Genomic DNA, 19,412 nt, shown 5'->3' on the forward strand with positions numbered 1-19,412 from the left:
TCGACAATATTCTCGGTATCCAGCAGGTCGCGCAGGCTTTCAAGCCCAAAGGCGGCCAGGAATGTCTCGGTGGTGACGAAGGTATAGGGCGCGCCGCGGCGGGGCTCGCGCGGGCCGGTGGCGATCAGGTCGCGCTCGGCCAAGCGGCCGATCAGGTCGCGGCTGATCTCCTTCCCGAAGATCTCCTTCAGGCCGTCGCGACTGATCGGCTGGTGGTAGCCGATCGCCGCAAGCACGGCGAGGTCGAACTCCGACAGATTCAAATCGCGCGCGCCCACGTCTGCCGCCGCGCGAATGGCCGTGGCATAGACGGCGCGCGTCCGCAGCATCCAACCACCGCCAACGCCCGCCAACTCATAGGGCCGACCCTCCAGATCGGCGGCCAGATCCTCGATCAGCAGATCGACCGAGGCGCCCTGCCCCACCACCCGCGCCAGATCTTCCCGCGCGACCGGTGTGGCGCTGGCGAACAGCACTGCCTCGATCCGCCGCAGCCACTCCCGCCAGCGCAAATCGGCCGGCAGATCGGCCAACTCACGGTCGAGAGCAGTCTCTTTTGCGGCCCGTTTCATGGTCAGAGCCCATAGAGGCGAAACGTGTCGCGGCCCGTCAACTCACGCAGCGCACCCAGATCGACCAGACGGTCGCACAGCCGCCGCGCCGCGCGGTCAGACATGAAACTCAACGCCCCGGGCGCCAGCGCATCGCGCGCCAGGAACAGATCGACCGCCCTTCCCGCCGCCTTGGCGCGCAGCTTCGGGGCCACCGCCCGAAGGCGGGCCGCCGCACGGGCCAGATCGCCGGCCAGCGGCAGCGCCTGCCGAACGGCAGAGACAGCGGCGCGGTGACAGGCCAGCAGCAGATCATCGTCCCGCAAGCGTATATCGCGGGGCTTGAGCGTCAGCGCCAGAAGCGGCAGCACATGCGTTGCCCCCAACGCTTTTGCCAACGCGGCATCGGCCAGGATCAGGGCGGCGGCCTCGGCTCGCGGACTATCGGTCAGCACCGCCTCGACGACCTGCGCCGCGCAGTCCACTGGGGTCGGCCCGGTGGCATCAAGGCAAAGCGCGATCCGCTCTGCCGTTACTCCGTCCAGCGTATTGACCAGATGCGCGACCGAAACCGGCCGCGCCGCCGCGCGTGACCACTGTCGTGCGATCCGCCCCGCCGGGCCGGGGTCGTCGCCCGGTCCCGTCAGGTGCAGGGCATCGCGCAAGGCGCCCTGCCCTTCCCTTCGCCCCGCCATCGCAGCGCAGTTCTCGGCCGCCGTCAGTGCCAGACGATCGCGCCACAGCGCCAGAGGCACATCCCGCGACGCCATTGCCTGACCCAGATGCGCTAGCGCGGCCCCGGACCGGAAAGCCGCAGCCTCCGGCGTCTCGGACGGCGCAGAGACGATCCAGCCCGGCAGCGGGGGCAGCATCGGCAAGGTTTCCAAAGGCTCAGCGCGCGATTTTCCCATGTCGGCAGCCTATATTGTGACGGCGCTTTCTGCCAGATAAATGCACTTATAGCGCCGCAGCTTTGTCGGCTCCGCAATGTCCAATAATGTTGCATTATCGGCTGTTATGCTTCTTTATAGAAGAATGCACGTTCTGACCGCCAAAACAGCCGAAGTTCACGCCCGGAACAGCTCAGCGAGGCGCTGCTGCACGGGGGATTTCGCGGGCCTTTCCTCTCTCGTGTCGGCAGGGCAGCCGACAGAAGAAACCGCGCCATCGGCGCCACAAGGCGAAAGGACGCCAGATGGCCGATGATGCGACTGTCCGCGATGGTGTGGAACCGGACGCCCCCTCCCCTGCCCCGCCGGGCCACCAGCCCCCTGCCCTGCGGGACTTGGCCGAACGGGCACGCGGCTATGCCGAGGCTGCAAGTTCGGCCAACACCCGCAAGGCCTATGCCACCGACTGGAAGCACTTTGCCGGATGGTGTCGGCGCGAGGGGCTGGAGGCGCTGTCGCCGGACCCGCAGGTCGTGGGTCTCTATATCACCGCCTGTGCCTCCGGCGCGAAATCCGTCGGCGGGCGCAAGAACGCGGTCTCCACCATCGAGCGGCGACTGTCTGCGCTGGTCTGGGCCTATGCGCAGCGCGGCCAGCCGCTGGACCGCCGCGACCGCCATATAGCCACGGTGCTGGCCGGCATCCGCAACAGCCACGCCGCGCCCCCGCGCCAGAAAGAGGCGATCCTGCCCGAGGATCTGCTGGCCATGCTGGAGACCTGCGACCGCGGCACCCTGCGCGGGTTGCGCGACCGGGCCATGCTGCTGATCGGCTTTGCCGGGGGCCTCAGGCGGTCCGAGATCACCGGGCTGGATGCGGGCCGCGACCAGACCGGGGACGGGCGCGGCTGGATCGAGGTTCTGCCCGGCGGGCTGCTCGTCACTCTGCGCGGCAAGACCGGCTGGCGTGAGGTGGAGATCGGCCGCGGCTCTTCGCCCGCGACCTGCCCCGTCGCCGCGCTGGAGACCTGGCTGAAGTTCGCCCGCATCAGCCGCGGCCCGCTGTTCCGCCGCATCACGGGGGGCGGCAGGGAGCCGGGCCCGCTCCGCCTCAATGACCGCGAGGTCGCACGGCTGGTCAAGCGCGCCGCCAGTGCCGCGGGCCTGCGGGGCGATCTGCCCGAAAAGGACCGCCCTGCCCTCTTCTCGGGCCACAGTCTTCGCGCCGGTCTGGCCAGCAGCGCCGAGGTGGAAGAGCGGTATGTCCAGAAGCAGCTCGGCCATGCCAGCGCCGAGATGACCCGCCGGTATCAGCGCAGACGCGACAGGTTCAGGGTGAACCTGACCAAGGCCGCGGGCCTCTAGCGCCGCCCCCCAAGAGACCCGATTCTCCCTATTCTGTCAGCAGAGGGGGTTAGAAAGGCCTGTTTGACCTCGGCTTGGGCTGTGGATAAGTTTTGCCACCATATCTAGATTCTTCTTGATGGACTCATCCGTCTATGTCATCTCGGTCCTGACGGTAAAATGCGTCAGACGGGCCAACGGCCGTCAGAACCACAAAGAGCCCCGGCAGGGGCCTGAGGGCAGCACATGGATGATCGAGCAAGTAAACTCAATCAAGGGGTAGGTTCGTCTGATATTGGGGCGTTCGCCGACAGTTTGGCGGAATCCCTTGATCGCCAGATGAAGGCTGCCTTCAAGCCAGAAGATCGCAAAGCTCTCAGGCGCTTCAGTTCAACGGAAGTTGCTGAATTGCTCAGGGTCAGCCCGTCCAACCTGCGAAACCGTCACAAAGATGGGAGCTTTCCCGAAGTCTTCACCGACAGTCGCGGCCATCGCTTCTACACCTCGGAAGAGATTGACGCCTTGCGCGCGATTCTGGCCCGAACCGGCAAAAATTCCGACGCCTATCGGCCCGGTCGCCGGGAGAGCGACAAATTGCAGGTCATCTCGGTGGTCAATTTCAAGGGCGGGTCATCAAAGACCACCGCCACGATCCATCTTGCACAGCGATATGCCCTGCGTGGCTTTCGCGTGCTGGTGCTGGATCTTGACCCTCAGGCAAGCCTGACAACCTTTTTCGGCTTCCGGCCAGAGCTTGAGTTCGCGGAGGGCGGCACGATCTATGACGCGCTGCGCTATGAGGGCAAGGTTCCGCTGTCCTCTGTCATTCAGAAGACCTATTTCCACAATCTCGACATGGCGCCCGCCGGCCTGATGCTCTCCGAATACGAGACTGAAACGGCAAACGCGCTCGCGCGACGGATTCAGCCCATCTTCGCAGAACGTCTGGCCCTTGCCCTCGATGAGGTCGAGGCTGACTATGACCTCGTTCTGATAGATTGCCCGCCGCAGCTTGGCTTTCTGACCCTGACCGCTCTGGCAGCATCGACTGGCCTTTTGGTTACGGTGGTGCCGGGGATGCTCGACATTGCATCCATGAGTCAGTTCCTCAAGCTCGCATCCGAGACAATCAAGGCCGTCGAAGAAGCTATCGGGCGCCGGGTTACTTGGGACTTCGTCAAGTTTCTGATCACCCGATACGAACCCTCCGACGGACCACAGACCCAGATGGCGGCGTACCTGCGCTCTATTCTCGCTGGCCAGGTGATGACTGAGCCCATGCTCAAATCAACGGCGATTTCCGACGCGGGAATGACCCAGCAAACTGTCTATGAAGTCGATCCAAGCCAGCTCATTCGCAAGACAATCGATCGCGCCTTGAGCAGCGTGAACAACGTCGCAGATGAGCTCGAACAGACGATTCATCTGGCATGGGGGCGCCGCTGATGGGACGCAACATATTCAATCAACCCCCAAAAGAAGATCAAGCAGCGGCTCCCTCCCCTGCCCCGTCCAAACCTGTCAAGTTTGGTGGATCCGTCGGAGGATTGCGGGATTCCCTGAGAGAGATCACGGCGAACTCGATCCGAGACATTGACCCAGAGTTTATCGACGTCGACGGACTGCGGGATCGGCTGGCGGTGGATGACGACGGCATTGAGGATTTGGCCGAAAGCATCCGCAAGCACGGCCAACAAGTGCCGATCATGGTCCGGCCTTCGGAGCTGCCTGAGCGCTTTCGCGTTGTCTATGGCCGCCGTCGGTTGGCGGCGATCCGGAGGGTTGGCGGCCCCGTCAAGGCAATCGTACGCACTCTGGATGATGACGCGTCACTGATCGCGCAAGGGCAGGAAAACAACCTTCGGCTTGATCCGTCCTTCATCGAGAAGGCCCTGTTCATCAAAGAAATGCAGGATGCGGACTACAAGCCCGCGGTCATTCAGGATGCCCTCGGCCTGACACGCCAAGGCGTATCCAATCATCGCGTGGTCATAGAGCAATTGCCCGAAGAGCTGATCCGCCTGATCGGTCCTGCGCATGGCATCGGTCGCAGGCAATGGGGCGATTTGGCTGCCCTCTCGGGGAAAGTCTCTTTGTTGGGAATCGCTCAGGAAGCGCTCGCCAGCTTGCCTCCCGATACTTCCAGCGTGGATCGCTTTCAGGCGGTCTATGACGCCTGCCTACGCGCGACGAAGGGTTCACCGAACCGCACTGCCAGCGGGTCAAAGACGATCCTGAAGGACTCAACGGGCAGTCCCCTTGGGACCATTTCCAGCGACCCGCGATCCCTTGCGATCAAGATCGATCGCAAGGGCAACGAGGAATTCAGTCACTGGCTTGAGGAACACGCCGAAGCCCAGATCCAGGCGCTCTTCAAGCAGTGGCAGGATGAGAGCCGCAGGCAGGCTTAAGCCTTTGCCTGACGAAACCGAAACACGAGCAGAAGGAGAGTGACGAAGGCCTAAAAGAAAAGAGCCCCCCAAGGTTTCCCTCGGAGAGCCCATCATCGTTTTGCACCTATGATGTAGCAACCTCCTTCAGAACGGTCAAGAGTCACCGATTCGGTGGACGTGAGTTTGTTGCCTTTTCCTGTGAGAAAATCACGGGAAGAGCTGGGAAAGCTGTGGGCCAAAGTGGCCGTCGTTCGACAATCATGGCATTCACAAAACTTCCGATTACGGACCGGAGCGCCCCAGCAGGTGCTCGAGGTGAAACAGAGCCTACTCTCGACATCTGGGGGGTCTTCCGTGCTCTCCGCGATACGCGGGCCGCATACGGTCTCAAGTCCGGCCATATCCAGACTCTACAAGCCCTGATCAGCTTTCTTCGTCCTGGCCAAGGCGAGACCGTCTTTGCCTCGAACTTTGAGATTTGCCGCCGTATTGGAGGCATCGACGAGCGCACACTGCGGCGACACATCAATCGCTTGGTTGAGCTTGGCTTCATTAACAGGCACGACAGTCCAAATCGTAAACGCTATCGGGTCCGGTCATCTAGTGGAGATTGTCTCAGCTTCGGGCTCTCGCTCGCTCCCCTGATGTCCCGCTCTGAAGAATTGCAGACCGCAGCGGAAGCGCTAGAAGATACACGTCGCAATCAGCTCTTCCTCCGCAAACAACTGCTCGCCATACTTGCAGAGATCCACGCCCTAGCGCCAAACATGACTCTCATCACGGACGCGCATAAAGCACTCCGCCGGAAGCTGGTTGAGAGTGAATATCTGGCGCTGATCGCCGAAGCCACAACCACGCTGAACGAGATGTCCACCGCGGTGGACGCTCCTGTTCCGGTGAATTTGTCCGCCAATGACGGTCAAATTGTCCGGCACCAATCTAAGTCTCATAAGGAAGAAAAAGATTTAGATGACCGCGAACTTGACGGAAAACCAAGCCTAAGCTTGCTGACAGCCACCTGCACTGAAGCAACCACGTTCGCCTCCGACCCACTGCAGAGCTGGGGAGATGTAGCGAGACATGCTGAGAAACTCGCCCCAATGATGGGCATCCAGCCTATGACCTTTGACGCTGCCTCTCGTAAGGTAGGCAAGGAAGTCGCAGCCACAGCGCTCTTCATCTCGCTGCAGCTGGGAGCACATATCCGTAATTTTGCGGCATATTTCCACAGCATCACGCTTGGGCGGCGATCCTCTAGCTTTAATCCAGCCCAGCTGCTCCAAAGATTGTCTCAGACACAAATGAGATTAGCATGATGTCCACCGCGGTGGACATTGCAACACCCCATTATTGTCGAACACCCGAGGACGACACGGAACTCGTACCACCTCTCTCCACCCGAAAACCCCAGATGGACCGCTCAAGAGGAATCGAATAGGTTCGTTGATTGTTCTCATGCGGAACTGCTGCAGGGTCGAGTGATGTGCAATCTTTACGCTCAGACGAAAAGCCAGGCCGCGATGCGTCAGGTCTTTCGTGACGTGCTGGAAGAGGATGAAGAACTGATCGATGCCGCAGGCAACCTCGCGCCCGCATCCGGCATCTTCCCCGACTATGCCGCGCCGATCATTCGCCGCAGTGAAAGACGGGATTGGACGCTGACCACGGCCCGATGGGGTATGCCGACGCCACCCGTCTATCTCGCCAGCAAGCGCACGGACCCCGGCGTTACCAACATCCGCAATGTCATCTCGCCCCATTGGCGCAGATGGCTCGGCGTGGAACATCGCTGTATCGTTCCCTTCACCAGCTTTTCCGAACTCGACGCCCGACCCGGCGCACCTCGCAACAACCCGGTCTGGTTTGCCCTCGGCAAGGATCGACCACTCGCGTTCTTCGCCGGCATCCGCACCGAATGGACCTCGGTCGGGAAACTGAAGGAGGGCGAAGTGACAGCTGAGCTCTTCGGATTTCTGACCTGTGAGCCAAATGATGCAGTTCGCCCGGTGCATCCCAAAGCGATGCCGGTGATCCTCACCCGACCGGACGAATGGCGCTGCTGGTTGACCGCGGATACGAGCGAGGCCCTGAAGCTCCAACGATCGCTGGCCAATGGTCTTCTCGAAATAGTCGCGGAGGGAACGCGTGCGGACCCTGCGTGACCGGCTGCAGGCCGGAAGTGATAAACCGCTTCACTTATTGAAGGGCCGCGTCCACGAAGTCGAGGGCCGGGGCCGAACCGGCTTTGCGTTGTATCACGCCGCCAGACTGGCAGGGCCGATCTTCTGGATCGTGCTGGCGCATGACCACGATCGACCAATGCCAGGATCGCTGCCAGAGGGCGTTGCCGAGCGGCTGCACTTCATAGAGGCGAGAGACGAGACGAATCTGCTCTGGACCGTCGAAGAAGCGCTACGGGCGCGGCCGGTGTCTCTGGTCATCAGCGCTCCGGAAAAGCCGATCTCGCTGACCGCGGGCAGGCGACTGCAGCTGGCGGCCGAGGCTGGGGGCACCACTGGCCTGATGCTGATCCAGGAGGGCAGGGGGAGCAATGCCGCCGAGACCCGTTGGAAATGTGATCCGCTACCCTCGCCTCTGGACTCGACTCGTCATCGCTGGATCCTTAATAAGAACAAAAGAGGAACAATCGGAATCTATGATGTGAGCTGGAATGGTACGACGGTTGCTGTCCATCTGGTTCCCCAGGCTGGCGAGCGACATCAGCCTGAGGGCCCGCCCCGTTGAGGGGCCTTTCGCGTTGACGCTGCGGGCGTCGAACGCGGAAAATCTGTATTGCCTCAACAGCACCGCAAGCGCCGTCGGGCTCCACCCTGGCATGCCGCTGGCCGATGCGCGTGCGGTTTGTCCTGTGCTTTCGACACGACCAGCCGATCTGATCCGCGAGGGCAGGGCGCTCGAAGGTCTGCGCAGATGGACGAGCCGTTACGGACCACATGCCGCCAAAGACGGAACGGATGGCTTGATCGTCGATGTCTCGGGCGTGCCGCATCTCTTTGGCGGTGAAGTCGAACTTCTGGCTGATCTTGAGGCTCGTCTCGAAAGGGCAGGGGTCTCCTCGAAAAGCGCCATTGCCGAGACCCGGGGGGGGGCCTGGGCACTTGCCCGCCGTGGAGGGGGCGTGATCCCGGAAGGCGGGTTGCTCTCTCGGCTCGGCCCGATGCCGGTGAGCGCGCTGCGGATTGAGGCTCCGGTCGCCGAAGGTCTGACCCGCCTCGGGCTGCACAAGATCGTCGACCTGACCGCTGTGCCCCGGGCGCCACTGGCGCGCCGGTTCGGCGCGGAACTTCTTCGCCGTCTGGATCAGGCGCTTGGGACCCAGGCCGAGCCTGTCGCAGCCGAAGCGGATGCGCCGCATTTCGGGGTGCGCATGACGCTGCCCGAACCGATCGGGTTGACGGCGGATGTAATGGGCGTGCTCGACAGGCTTCTGGTGCGGCTTTGCGACAAGCTGGCATCCGCCCAGATGGGGGCGCGGGCTGTCCGGTTGGAACTGCAGCGGGTGGATCGCTCAGCTGCCGTGGTCGATGTGGGCCTCGCTCGCGCAATGCGCGACCCGGTCCGGATCTCGGCCTTGTTTCTCAAGGGGGTGGATGAGGTCGATTCCGGTTTCGGGATCGACGGCCTGCGCTTGACCGCCACGGTGACCGAACCGCTGGCTCCCGAGCAGATCGGCAACGCGCAGGCGCGGGCCGAGGATGAGCTTTCCCACTTGATCTCGCGGATCGGCAATCGGCTGGGCTTCGATGCGGTGCAGCGCTTCCTGCCGGCCAGCAGCCGCATTCCAGAGCGCAGCTTCCTGACCGTCCCGGCCGCCTATGCGGCACCGGAACCGTTTCCACCCAAGCGGCGCCCCCGCCGTCCCATCACCCTCTTCCCGGCGGAAGCCCTGGCCCAGGTCTCTGGCAGCCCACCCGCCCGCTTCAGCTGGCGCCGGATGGCATTCACCACCCTGCGTGCGCATGGCCCAGAGCGGATCACCCCGGAATGGTGGTTCGACAACCCCGCCTGGCGCAGCGGTGTGCGAGACTATTGGCGGATCGAGACCAATGAAGGGCCGCGGCTCTGGCTCTTCCGCACGCCACAGTCGGGATCTCGGGACTGGTATGCGCAGGGAGTGTTCCTGTGACCGCCTATGCCGAACTCTGCGTGACCTCGAACTTCACCTTCTTGCGCGGTGCCTCGCATCCCGAGGAACTGGTGAAGCGTGCGGCCGAGCTTGGCCTGACGGCCATCGCAATCACCGACCGGAACTCCGTCGCCGGGGTGGTGCGGGCATTCTCGGCGCTGAAGGAACTGGCGCGCGTCGCTGAGGAAGCGGAGCAGGGGGCCTCTTTGCCGCGGCTGATCCCGGGCGCGAGGCTCGTGCTGACCGACAGCAAGGTGGAATGGATCGCGCTGCCCACCGATCTGGCGGCCTGGTCGCGGCTGACCCGGCTTTTGTCACTCGGCAAGCGACGCGCGGAAAAAGGCAGCTGCCATATCGGCCTCGCCGATCTCGAGGAGTGGGGCAGGGGGATGGTTCTGATCGCTCTGCCGCCGGATCCGCTGGACGCGACAGGCTTCGAGCGCGATCTGCGCCGCATCGCAGCCCGCTTTACTGGCCAGTGCTTCCTGGGTGCGGCACCCCTCTATGACGGGCAGGATCAGGAGCGATTGGACCGGCTGGCGGAGATTTCGCAGGCGACCGGTCTGCCGAAGGTCGCGGTCGGCAATGTATTGATGCACCGCTCCAGCCGTCGGCCGCTCGCGGATGTGCTGACCTGCATCCGCGAGGGTTGCACCATCGACACCATTGGAGACCGGCGGCTTGCGAATGGCGAACATCGCCTCAAATCCGGCGACGAACTGGCCCGTATCTTCCACCGCTATCCGGCTGCCCTGCGCCGGACGGTCGAGATCGCCGACCGCTGTGCTTTCCGAATGGATCAGTTGCGCTACCAATATCCCGATGAGGCCCGGGACGGGGAATCCGCTCAGTCCCGTCTCGAGCGACTGGCACGCGAAGGGCTGCACTGGCGCTATCCGGGCGGGCCGCCACCGAAGATCGTCTCCCGTGTCGAGAAAGAGCTGCACCTGATCGCCGAGGTGGAATACGCTTCCTACTTCCTGACCGTCTATGACATCGTCAGTTTCGCGCGCTCGAAAGGCATCCTCTGTCAGGGCCGGGGATCGGCCGCGAACTCCGTCGTCTGCTACCTCTTGGGCATCACCGAAGTGCCGCCCGAGAGCATCACCCTCATCTTCGAGCGCTTCATCTCGAAAGAACGGGGCGAGCCGCCGGATATTGACGTGGATTTCGAGCACGAGCGCCGCGAAGAGGTGATCCAGTGGATCTATGAGCGCTACACCCGCGAGCGTGCGGGCCTGACCGCCGTGGTGATCCATTTCCGGTCGCGCGCCGCGATCCGTGAGGTCGGCAAGGTCATGGGGTTGAGCCAGGACGTGATTGCCCGGCTTGCGGGGCAGATCTGGGGCTGGTCGTCTTCGGCCCCCGGCGAGGACCGCTTGCGCGAGGCGGGACTCAGCCCCGAGGACAACCGCGTTGCTTTGGCCGTGAAGCTGATCGGCGAGATCATCGGCTTTCCCCGGCATCTGTCGCAGCATGTCGGCGGCTTCGTCATCACCCAGGGAAGGTTGGACGAGCTCTGCCCCATCGAGAACGCCGCGATGGAAGACCGCACCGTCATTGAATGGGACAAGGACGATATCGACGCGCTTGGTCTCTTGAAGGTGGATATCCTCGCGCTTGGTATGCTGACTGCCATCCGGAAAGCCTTCGGGCTGATCGAGGATCACCGGCAGCAGCAACTGACGCTTGCGAATATCCCGCCCGAGGACGGCCGGGTCTATGATATGCTCTGCAAGGCAGACGCGATCGGCGTGTTCCAGGTCGAAAGTCGGGCGCAGCTGAACTTCTTGCCGCGGATGAAGCCCCGTAAATTCTACGATCTGGTCTGTGAGGTCGCCATCGTGCGGCCCGGGCCGATCCAGGGCGGCATGGTACATCCCTTCATCAATCGCCGGCAGGGTAGGGAGAAGGTCGAGGATCTTGGCCCGGCCATGATGGAGGTTCTGGGCCGCACCTATGGCGTGCCCCTCTTCCAGGAGCAGGCCATGCAGATCGCCGTGGTTGCCGCCGGCTTCACGCCCGCCGAGGCCGACCGGCTGCGCCGCTCGCTCGCCACCTTCAAACGGATGGGCACCATCGGCGGCTTCCGGGACCGCTTCGTCGGCGGCATGCTGGAACGCGGCTATGATGCGGAGTTCGCGGCGCGCTGTTTTGCTCAGATCGAGGGCTTCGGCAGCTACGGATTCCCCGAAAGCCATGCCGCGAGCTTTGCCCGGCTGGTCTATGTATCGGCCTGGCTGAAACGCCACCATCAGGCGATCTTTACCTGTGCGCTGTTGAATGCCCAGCCGATGGGCTTCTATGCGCCCGCCCAGCTGGTGCGCGATGCCCGAGATCATGGCGTCGAGGTCCGACCGGTTTCGGTCAACGACTCCGTCTGGGATTGCACGATCGAGCCCCGGGCCGATGGCTCACACGCTCTGCGGCTCGGCTTCCGGCAGGTGAAGGGGATGCGCGAGGAGGATGCCATTTGGATCAAGGCCGCGCGCGGAAACGGCTATCCCGATGTCGAAAGCGTCTGGCGCCGTGCAGGGCTCAGGCCCGATGCGCTGGATCGGCTGGCCGAGGCGGATGGCTTTGCGGCTCTCGGCCTCTCGCGGCGCGACGCCCTTTGGCAGGCCAAAGCTCTGAAGCCGCCGAAACCGCTGCCGCTGTTCGGGCTGGATGGCGAAGGCGAGCACGAGCCACTGGTCGATCTGCCCCGGATGACGCTCGGCCAAGAGGTCATCGAGGACTATCTGGCAATGCGCCTGTCGCTTCGCGCCCATCCCCTGGAGATCCTGCGCCCGAACCTGCCGGAAAGTCTGCCGGCGGCCTCAGTGCTGCAGGCGAAGGGCCGCATCCAGCTCACGGGCCTGGTCATCACCCGCCAGCGCCCGGGCACCGCCTCGGGCGTCGTCTTCCTCACCCTCGAAGACGAGACCGGGACGGCGAACGTGGTGGTCTGGAAGAAGGTCTATGAGGCCTTCCGCGCCGCCGTCGTTGCCGGGCGCCTTCTGCGGGTGACGGGCCGGACCGAGCGTGACGGGCAGGTCACTCATCTGATCGCCGAACGCATCGAGGATCTGTCGGCCCGGCTTTCCACCATTGGCCATCAGCTACGGATCGGTGCCGAGACCGAGAGGGCAGGGGAGACCGTCAGGCCGACCCGGACAGCAGGCAGGGCGCGACATCCGAGAGAGCAGGCGAAGAAGCTGTTCCCGAGCCGGGATTTTCATTGACGGCTACGGGAAGCGAAGAAATCGCCGATGTCTCGCTTGCCTGATCGAGAGAACATTGACTGAACATGCTGCCGATGCGACTCTGAGGCCCCGTCCGCTGGAGCCCGACGATGTTCGACGCCGCCCCGCAGCTTGAAGTCTTTCCGCGTGATCTCGAGATGCGGCGGGTTGACCCTGATCGCAACATGAAACGGTTCTACCGCATGACAGTGCAACACGACCTGTTTGGTGGCTCAAGCCTCATCCGGGAATGGGGGAGGATCGTGACCTGCTCCCCCGAGAGTCCTCGTTTATGAGTTAGCTCTGTTCAGGTTCTGGTCTTCCTTTGACCGGTTAGCATATTCCCACGGTGTCAGGCCAGCGAGGCTTGAATGCGGGCGGTGATGGTTGAAGTCGTCGCACCATGCCGCCACCAAATTGCGAGCATGGCGTAGGCTGTCGAACAGGTGCTCGTTCAGGAGTTCATCGCGCATGCGACCGTTGAACGATTCAACGAACCCGTTTTGCATGGGCTTGCCGGGGGCAATGTAATGCCACTCGACCTTGCGGTCTTCCTGCCATTTCAGAATGGCGTTTGAAGTCAGTTCCGTCCCATTGTCCGAGACCACCATGCATGGATATCCCCGCGTCTCGGCGATCCGGTCTAGTTCCCGGCCGACACGGATGCCCGACAGCGATGTGTCGACGACGGCCGCCAGACATTCCCGACTGAAGTCGTCGATCACATTCAAGATGCGGAACCGGCGGCCACAGGACAGGCTGTCGGACACGAAATCCAGGCTCCACCGCTGGTTTGGCCCCTGAGGGATCGCCATCGGGGCTCTTGTGCCCAAGGCACGCTTTCTGCCACCACGTTTGCGCACAGTCAGCCCTTCCTCTTTGTAGATCCGGTAGAGTTTCTTCCAGTTCAAAGACCAGCCTTCGCGCCGCAGCAGAAGATGCAGACGTCGATACCCGAACCGCCGCCGCTCAGATGACAGCTCCGTCAATCGTGCCCGCAGGTCAGTATCCTCCGGTCGAGTCGATGACCGCCGATACACACGCGGATCGATCCCCGCCAAAGCGCAGGCTCGCCGCTGCCGGTATCCCTTCTGTGTCATGGCCCAGTCTGCGGCACGCCGCCGCGCACCAGGCCTCAGAAGTTTTTTCCCAGCATTTCCTTCAATGTGGACACGTCCATCATCTGTTCGGCCAGCAGCTTCTTGAGCTTGGCATTCTCGGCCTCTAGCGCCTTCAGCTTCTTCGCATCCGATACTTCCATGCCGCCAAACTTCGCGCGCCATTTATAGAAGGTCGCATCGCTAACACCGTGCTTACGGCACAGCTCCTTCGCGCCAAGCCCTGCCTGGTGCTCTTTCAATATCCCGATGATCTGCTCTTCCGTGAACCTTGATCGCTTCATCGTCCGTCTCCTCTACAAGGAACAGACTAACCCCAAATCGCGGACGCTTCAGGGGAGCAGGTCAATCGGGACAAGGGGTCAAACCCTGATCGAACATCATCCAGATGAAGGGCAGGCCATAAATTCGCTGCTCAAACTGGCGCGGACGAAACAAAACCGTGGGTATGGCGGTTGAGCTTCCGGCAGCTGCAGCCAACCGACGGCCGGATATGGCCATGACGTGATTTGTGGGCAAGACACTCCCCGAAATTCCTAGTAGGATTCCGCGAAGCAGTACGAATTCTGATTGATCGAAAATGGCACGTAGCGACCTCCTGATAGCCCTTGTGCGCGCCGGTGCCGCCGGTGATCGGGAGATGCTGCGCTCGACGACCGAAGCTCTGGTTGCCGAAGAACGCGCGCAGAACCACAACATCCTGGCGGATCGCCTCGAGAAGGCCATGGCCAATGTTCCGGTCTCGCCACCGCCGTTGACCTCTGCTTCACTCCAGTCTGGAGCTGGCAAGGATGCGATCCTGGAGGTCGAGCCGCGCGCCCGTATGGAACAGCTGCTTCTGCCGCTCCCCGTCCAGGAGAACGGGCGGCAGCTGGTTCAGGAGCACGTCCGGGCTGATGTATTGCGCGCACATGGATATGAGCCACGACACCGTGTGCTGCTTTCGGGGCCTCCCGGCAACGGCAAGACATCCTTCGCTGAGTCTATCGCCGAGGCGCTTGGCCTGCCATTTTTTGTGGTGCGTTATGACGCGCTGATCGGAAGCTATCTGGGCGAGACCAACACGCGCCTTCGCAAGCTATTCGATTATGTCAGGACCCAACCGAGCGTCCTTTTCTTCGATGAGTTCGACGCAATTGGCAAAGAGCGCGGTGATACGCATGAAACCGGAGAGATTAAACGGGTCGTCTCGTTTCTGCTCATGCAACTCGATCAGTTGCCGAGCTACGTCATTGCCATTGGCGCGACCAATCACGGCGAATTGCTCGACAAGGCTGTCTGGCGGCGCTTTCAGTTGCGGCTGGATTTCCCCGCACCGGACAAGGCGCGTGTCGAAGAATTCCTTTACCGGGTGATTGCGCATTGGCCAGATAGGCCACGCCTTGCAATCCGGTCCATTGCCGGAAAGCTCGGCGCGGTGAGCTATGCCGAAGCGCTCGATTTTTGTCAGACTGTGCGCCGACGGCAGATCCTCGGACTGGGAGAAGTGTCGGTTGACGCCGCGCTGAAGACCGAACTCGATCTATGGACCTCCCGCGTGAGGCCGGAGGCACTACTGGATGGTCAGCGACCCGGGAAAACCACTGCTCCGGCTCGAACCAGGAAGACCTCAGCGGCGTCTGACAAGGGATAACGTCGGTTTTCCGCAAGGCCCGGAAAAGTTTCCGCGACAAGCGCAGGGACAAAGACTTGGCCCAAGGTTCCAGCGCCTTGCCGATGTGCTTGCCCGCGATCCAGCCGGACTGGGGCTCAGACAGGACCCGACCGCGCTGGCTCCTGAACGCTTGTTGGTCTTCGAGGTCCGCGGCAGCATTCAGGATTTCGCACGCGCTATCGCCAAAGTTCCCGATCTCGAGCTTGTCGATGAGGAGGAACTCCCGTCCGACGAAGACAAGCAACCCGTGGCCTATCTCCTGGTGCCCGACGCCAAGGCTCTGACACAGATATTGCGGCTCTGGACGATCTGGCTGGAAACAGGCGAGCTTCCGACAGGGTTTGCCCCTTGGCGCAATGTGTTCGACTGCCTTCGCGACATCCGCCCGTGGGGACCATCTGACCGCGTGCAGGATGTCGACCGCGATATCCTCAATGAGCAGATCGCCGGACGTGCCGATGATGACCTGATCTTCCTGGAAATCGAACTGGTTTTTCGGGCAAATACTGCGGCCGGTACTGCAACCGAAACAGAACTCGCCGCTGCGGTCCGTGCGCGCGGCGGGAATGTGGTCAGCCGCGCGAGGCTCGATGACATCGCCTACCACGCCCTGCTCGTCCGGCTGCCGGTTCGGGCAATCCGCGCAATCCTGGAGCGGGCGCAATCAAGCATCGCCGGTCTGGATCCGGTCATGCACATCCGGCCCCAAAGTGTGGCGACCGCCCTCGAAGTCGAAGATGTGCAGCCCATCTCCACGGTCGCTCAAGGCGGCAGTGATCCTTCCCCGGATGCGATCCTCGCGTTGCTGGATGGCGTCCCCGTCGCCGGTCACCCTCTCCTGCGCCGGCATCTGATTGTCGAAGATCATTTTGGGCTGGAGCCCGGTACGCTGGTCAATCAGCGCATTCATGGAACCGCAATGGCGTCCCTCATCATTCATGGGGATCGCAATCGGCCGGAGGCAATGCTGCCTCGGCGCATCCATTGCATTCCTGTTCTCGGCGCGTCGGACGAGTTTCCTCAGGACAGACTGATCGTCGACGTCATCTATCAGGCAGTCCTGCAAATGCGGGAATCCGCGGAACCAACGGCCCGTCACGTCATCATCGTGAACCTGTCGCTCGGCAACCGTCACCGTCAGTTCCATGGCCAGATGTCGCCATGGGCGCGACTTCTGGATCGGCTCGCCTACAGGTACGGCATCCTGTTTCTCGTGAGTGCCGGCAATATCGGCCGGGACTTCGAGATCCCCGGTTATGCCACAAGCCTCGAACTCGAGGCGGCGGCACCTCAGGCCCGTTCGTCGATGCTCATCCAGGCAATCGCAAATATTCAGGCGGATCGCAGGCTTCTTGCGCCGGCAGAGACCGTCAATGGGCTGACCATCGGCGCCAAGAATGCAGACCAAGTCTCCGCTGCCGACCGGGCATTCGCTCGCACCAATATCGACCCCTATCCAAACCTCGACACGTCAAATCCTTCCAGCGCGCTTGGACCCGGCTACGCCGGATCAGTGAAGCCAGACCTGCTTATGCCCGGTGCGCGCGAGCATCTTCGTGTAACCTCGAGCGGAGAAGGTGCACCAATCCGGGTTGCACCGGGACGCCCGAGCCGGGGGGCAGGCCTCAAGGTTGCCGCGCCCCCGTCAGCGCAAGGGCTCGAAGGCGCGGAGAGCTTTACCAACGGCACGAGTGCAGCAACTTCCATGGCCTCGCGGACCGCACACCGGATTCATGATGCTTTGGAGGCGGGCTATGGAGAGGCGTTTCTCAACCTACCGCCCCAGAACAGAGCGGCCCTCATCAAGGCACTGCTGGTGCATCCTGCCCGCTGGCCCGATGCGACTGCGTCTTTCGTCCGGCGTGTTCTGGGACCGCAGGGGAGGGGCCAGGCTCCAAAGCAAAAGGACAATGTGCGGCGGTTCGTCGGATATGGCCCGGTCGATCCAGATGAGGCCGTGGCGTGCGCCGCTGACCGTGCGACTTTCTGGGCAACCGGACAGATCGGTCGCGAACAAAGGTTGCCCATCCTTGTTCCCATCCCCGCGGCCTATGGCGGCCAGGCAAGGCTGCACTCCGTCTCCGCAACGCTCGCCTGGTTTACCCCTGTGCTTGCGGGTCGGCGCTCATATCGCACGGTGCGCATGAAGATCCTCGACCCGGACGAGATCGCCCAACTCGGTGTCACTGCGCATGGGGATCAGCCTGATTTCAACCAGACCAACCGGGGCACGGTCTACACCCGTTCCTGGCGGGGCGAAAAAGCGGCCGCCGTCCCTGACGGGATGAACATGCCCCTTTGGATCCAGCGCGAACCGGACCAGGGGCAGCAACTGGATGAAGCTGTGACTTTCGGCCTGGCGATTACGATCGCGATGCCCGGCGTAAACGAAATCTACGAGCAGGTGCGTGACCGTCTGCGTGATCGCCAGCGCGCCCAAACGAGGTGAGAGGACCCGTCAGGGTGTGGCGGTAGCCTCAAGAAGACGTAAGAACGCCAGCCGTTTTTCCAGCGAGAGTGAGAAGTACGCCTTCCGCAGTCTGGCCCTCTCACCAATCAGCCACATGGAGGAGGTAGGCGAATTTCCGTCACCTTCGCCCCAAGGTTCCGGCGAGCATTCGTCCACATCCAGCAAGTCTAGGGGATCAAATTTCAGCAGCTTGGAAAGCTGGACAAACCTCCAGATGGATATGCTGTTCTTGCCAGCTTCGTATTTCTGCATCTGCTGGTAATGACACCGATTTCTGCGGCCAGTTCATCCAGCGATAGGTTCTCCTGCTTTCGCAGAACATGAATTTTGCCGCCAAGAACGGCATCGAAGTCGTGTTGCATGCCCTACTGTCACCCTGGTTGCAGGGCGGGTCCTACCGGAACGCCAACCCGTCACGCTCACCCCGATTTCTGATTGGGGGGGGTGATAAGCCTTCAAGACAGAACCTCCGCTTACACCCTTGGGCTTGCCGCCCTTGAAATATGGGCAAGCGCCACCCGACCGAACAGGCCGGGCAATACGAACGATGGCTGCCGCCTTGGAGGGCCGATGTCTTGAAGGGATTCTCACGCCCCGGATTGCACAAAATCCGCAACCCGAAGGCCAGCATATGTAAGCGTCGGAATACGATCAAGGTGCGTAGGGCGCATCGTCGCCTCCGGCAGATGCCCAATCGGATACCTAACCCTTACTCGCCAGACCCTTGTCCAGACTTGGCTCGTCCCAGTTTCGTGTCGAGGTCAGTTGCCGGTCAAGATAGTCCCGGAACTCCTGTTCGCCGATCCGAAGCTGGAACGTGTAGAGCCGATTGACGATCTCGCGCATCAGTTCGCGCATTTCGTCATCGCTGATCCTGGAAACCTCCGACCATGGGATCTGTCGGCCATTGGCGTCTGTCACGATCACGTCGGAATAGTCCCCGGTGTGACTTACCACACCGGGACCCGCATGGACCGTTTCGAGACAGGTGTTGCGCACGCAAATCAACGCCATTGCTTTGGCCATGACGGAGGCGATCTGACGCTCAAGGTCGTTGGGCATGGCTTCCTCATCTCGCATCGCGAGCGAGGGTTTCATGCCCCGCCCGAGTAATCAGATCGAAAAGTCTTCCAGCGACTTTCCGGCCGCCAGCGCCTCGCTGATCCAGCCAGGTTTCCGGCCGCGACCCGACCAGGTCAGCTCCGCGTTATCGGGATGGCGGTACTTCGCTACCGACGGGGAGCGTTTGCGCGCGGTCGCCGCATCCGCAAGATCCTCGAAAGAATAGCCGAGTTCACGCGCAAGCTCGTCAACCTTGGCACGTGCCTCGGCCTTGCGGCGATCCTCAAAGGATGTGATCGCCTTGGCCACTGACTTTTCCAGCTGCTTCAGCTCGCTCAGCGAAAGCGCGTCGAGGTTGATTTCGGTCATCAGCATCCCCTTTGTTCTGGGACATTGATAGGACAGGGCGCGGCGACGGGCAATTCCCCATGCCGGAACATGGTCTGACAAGCCTTCATGCCTTAACCCACATTTCCCAAGTAAGGCGCTGATTTCGCTGTCCTGACCATTATATTTCCTATATAAAACATGGTGTTGAAGGCTGCGAGGGGCGCGTTTCA

At 62.1% G+C, this 19,412-nt stretch carries 18 protein-coding genes; 12 read left to right on the forward strand and 6 right to left on the reverse strand.

Annotated elements, in window-relative coordinates:
- A partial coding sequence (gene scpB, locus C8N34_RS24285) for an SMC-Scp complex subunit ScpB (protein ID WP_108130853.1) occupies window positions 1-572 on the reverse strand: 572 nt, incomplete at its 3' end.
- A 2-nt stretch (window positions 573-574) separates the two neighbouring features.
- Window positions 575-1,423: a DUF1403 family protein gene (locus C8N34_RS24290; RefSeq protein ID WP_242013913.1), complete on the reverse strand. Its 849-nt coding sequence runs from the start codon at window positions 1,421-1,423 to the stop codon at window positions 575-577.
- Window positions 1,424-1,746: 323 nt separating this feature from the next.
- On the opposite strand from C8N34_RS24290, the gene C8N34_RS24295 reads away from it, so the two are divergent.
- The 9 genes from C8N34_RS24295 (at window position 1,747) to C8N34_RS24335 (ending at window position 12,844) form a co-directional block, all read left to right on the forward strand.
- Entirely contained in the window at window positions 1,747-2,805 is a 1,059-nt protein-coding gene (locus C8N34_RS24295) for a site-specific integrase (protein ID WP_108130855.1), read from the forward strand.
- Window positions 2,806-3,030: 225 nt separating this feature from the next.
- Entirely contained in the window at window positions 3,031-4,230 is a 1,200-nt protein-coding gene (repA, locus tag C8N34_RS24300) for a plasmid partitioning protein RepA (RefSeq protein ID WP_108130856.1), read from the forward strand.
- Window positions 4,215-5,195 (forward strand): plasmid partitioning protein RepB, encoded by a 981-nt coding sequence (repB, locus tag C8N34_RS24305; RefSeq protein ID WP_108130857.1) that lies wholly within the window; start codon window positions 4,215-4,217, stop codon window positions 5,193-5,195. The genes repA and repB overlap by 16 nt, the downstream gene beginning before the upstream one ends.
- Before the next feature lie 242 nt (window positions 5,196-5,437).
- A complete protein-coding gene (repC, locus tag C8N34_RS24310) occupies window positions 5,438-6,493 on the forward strand; it encodes a plasmid replication protein RepC (protein WP_108130858.1) in 1,056 nt (351 codons plus the stop codon).
- A 165-nt stretch (window positions 6,494-6,658) separates the two neighbouring features.
- On the forward strand, window positions 6,659-7,339 hold the full coding sequence (locus C8N34_RS24315; RefSeq protein WP_108130859.1) for an SOS response-associated peptidase: 681 nt from the start codon (window positions 6,659-6,661) through the stop codon (window positions 7,337-7,339).
- On the forward strand, window positions 7,323-7,922 hold the full coding sequence (locus C8N34_RS24320) for an ImuA family protein (protein WP_242013914.1): 600 nt from the start codon (window positions 7,323-7,325) through the stop codon (window positions 7,920-7,922). The genes C8N34_RS24315 and C8N34_RS24320 overlap by 17 nt, the downstream gene beginning before the upstream one ends.
- Window positions 7,849-9,324: a Y-family DNA polymerase gene (locus C8N34_RS24325; protein ID WP_108130860.1), complete on the forward strand. Its 1,476-nt coding sequence runs from the start codon at window positions 7,849-7,851 to the stop codon at window positions 9,322-9,324. The genes C8N34_RS24320 and C8N34_RS24325 overlap by 74 nt, the downstream gene beginning before the upstream one ends.
- Entirely contained in the window at window positions 9,321-12,548 is a 3,228-nt protein-coding gene (locus C8N34_RS24330; protein WP_108130861.1) for an error-prone DNA polymerase, read from the forward strand. The genes C8N34_RS24325 and C8N34_RS24330 overlap by 4 nt, the downstream gene beginning before the upstream one ends.
- Window positions 12,549-12,658: 110 nt before the next feature.
- Window positions 12,659-12,844, forward strand: coding sequence for a WGR domain-containing protein (locus C8N34_RS24335; protein WP_108130862.1), 186 nt, complete (start codon window positions 12,659-12,661; stop codon window positions 12,842-12,844).
- Here the strand turns inward: C8N34_RS24335 and C8N34_RS24340 are convergent.
- Window positions 12,839-13,950 (reverse strand): IS3 family transposase gene (locus C8N34_RS24340; protein WP_108130863.1). Its coding sequence is split into 2 segments (ribosomal slippage): window positions 12,839-13,701 and window positions 13,701-13,950, totalling 1,113 coding nucleotides; the frame shifts between segments, so codons are not numbered across the junction. The two genes, C8N34_RS24335 and C8N34_RS24340, sit on opposite strands and share 6 nt — an antisense overlap.
- Between C8N34_RS24340 and C8N34_RS27245 the strand changes: the two genes are divergently transcribed.
- From C8N34_RS27245 to C8N34_RS24355, 3 genes are all read left to right on the forward strand, one after another.
- A complete protein-coding gene (locus tag C8N34_RS27245; protein WP_108130868.1) occupies window positions 13,916-14,125 on the forward strand; it encodes a WGR domain-containing protein in 210 nt (69 codons plus the stop codon). The two genes, C8N34_RS24340 and C8N34_RS27245, sit on opposite strands and share 35 nt — an antisense overlap.
- Window positions 14,126-14,246: 121 nt before the next feature.
- A complete protein-coding gene (locus tag C8N34_RS24350; RefSeq protein ID WP_108130864.1) occupies window positions 14,247-15,299 on the forward strand; it encodes an AAA family ATPase in 1,053 nt (350 codons plus the stop codon).
- On the forward strand, window positions 15,226-17,769 hold the full coding sequence (locus C8N34_RS24355; protein ID WP_199750777.1) for a S8 family peptidase: 2,544 nt from the start codon (window positions 15,226-15,228) through the stop codon (window positions 17,767-17,769). The genes C8N34_RS24350 and C8N34_RS24355 overlap by 74 nt, the downstream gene beginning before the upstream one ends.
- A 9-nt stretch (window positions 17,770-17,778) precedes the next feature.
- On the opposite strand, the gene C8N34_RS24360 is transcribed toward C8N34_RS24355, so the two are convergent.
- The 3 genes from C8N34_RS24360 to C8N34_RS24370 form a co-directional block, all read right to left on the reverse strand.
- On the reverse strand, window positions 17,779-18,042 hold the full coding sequence (locus tag C8N34_RS24360) for a hypothetical protein (RefSeq protein WP_108130866.1): 264 nt from the start codon (window positions 18,040-18,042) through the stop codon (window positions 17,779-17,781).
- Window positions 18,043-18,492: 450 nt separating this feature from the next.
- Entirely contained in the window at window positions 18,493-18,852 is a 360-nt protein-coding gene (locus C8N34_RS24365; protein ID WP_108130869.1) for a hypothetical protein, read from the reverse strand.
- 51 nt (window positions 18,853-18,903) lie between these two features.
- Window positions 18,904-19,221 (reverse strand): H-NS histone family protein, encoded by a 318-nt coding sequence (locus tag C8N34_RS24370; protein WP_108130870.1) that lies wholly within the window; start codon window positions 19,219-19,221, stop codon window positions 18,904-18,906.
- Between the last annotated feature and the right edge of the window lie 191 nt (window positions 19,222-19,412).

This window comes from Gemmobacter caeni, from assembly GCF_003054195.1.
In the GTDB taxonomy this organism is placed as follows: Bacteria; Pseudomonadota; Alphaproteobacteria; order Rhodobacterales; family Rhodobacteraceae; genus Gemmobacter; species Gemmobacter caeni.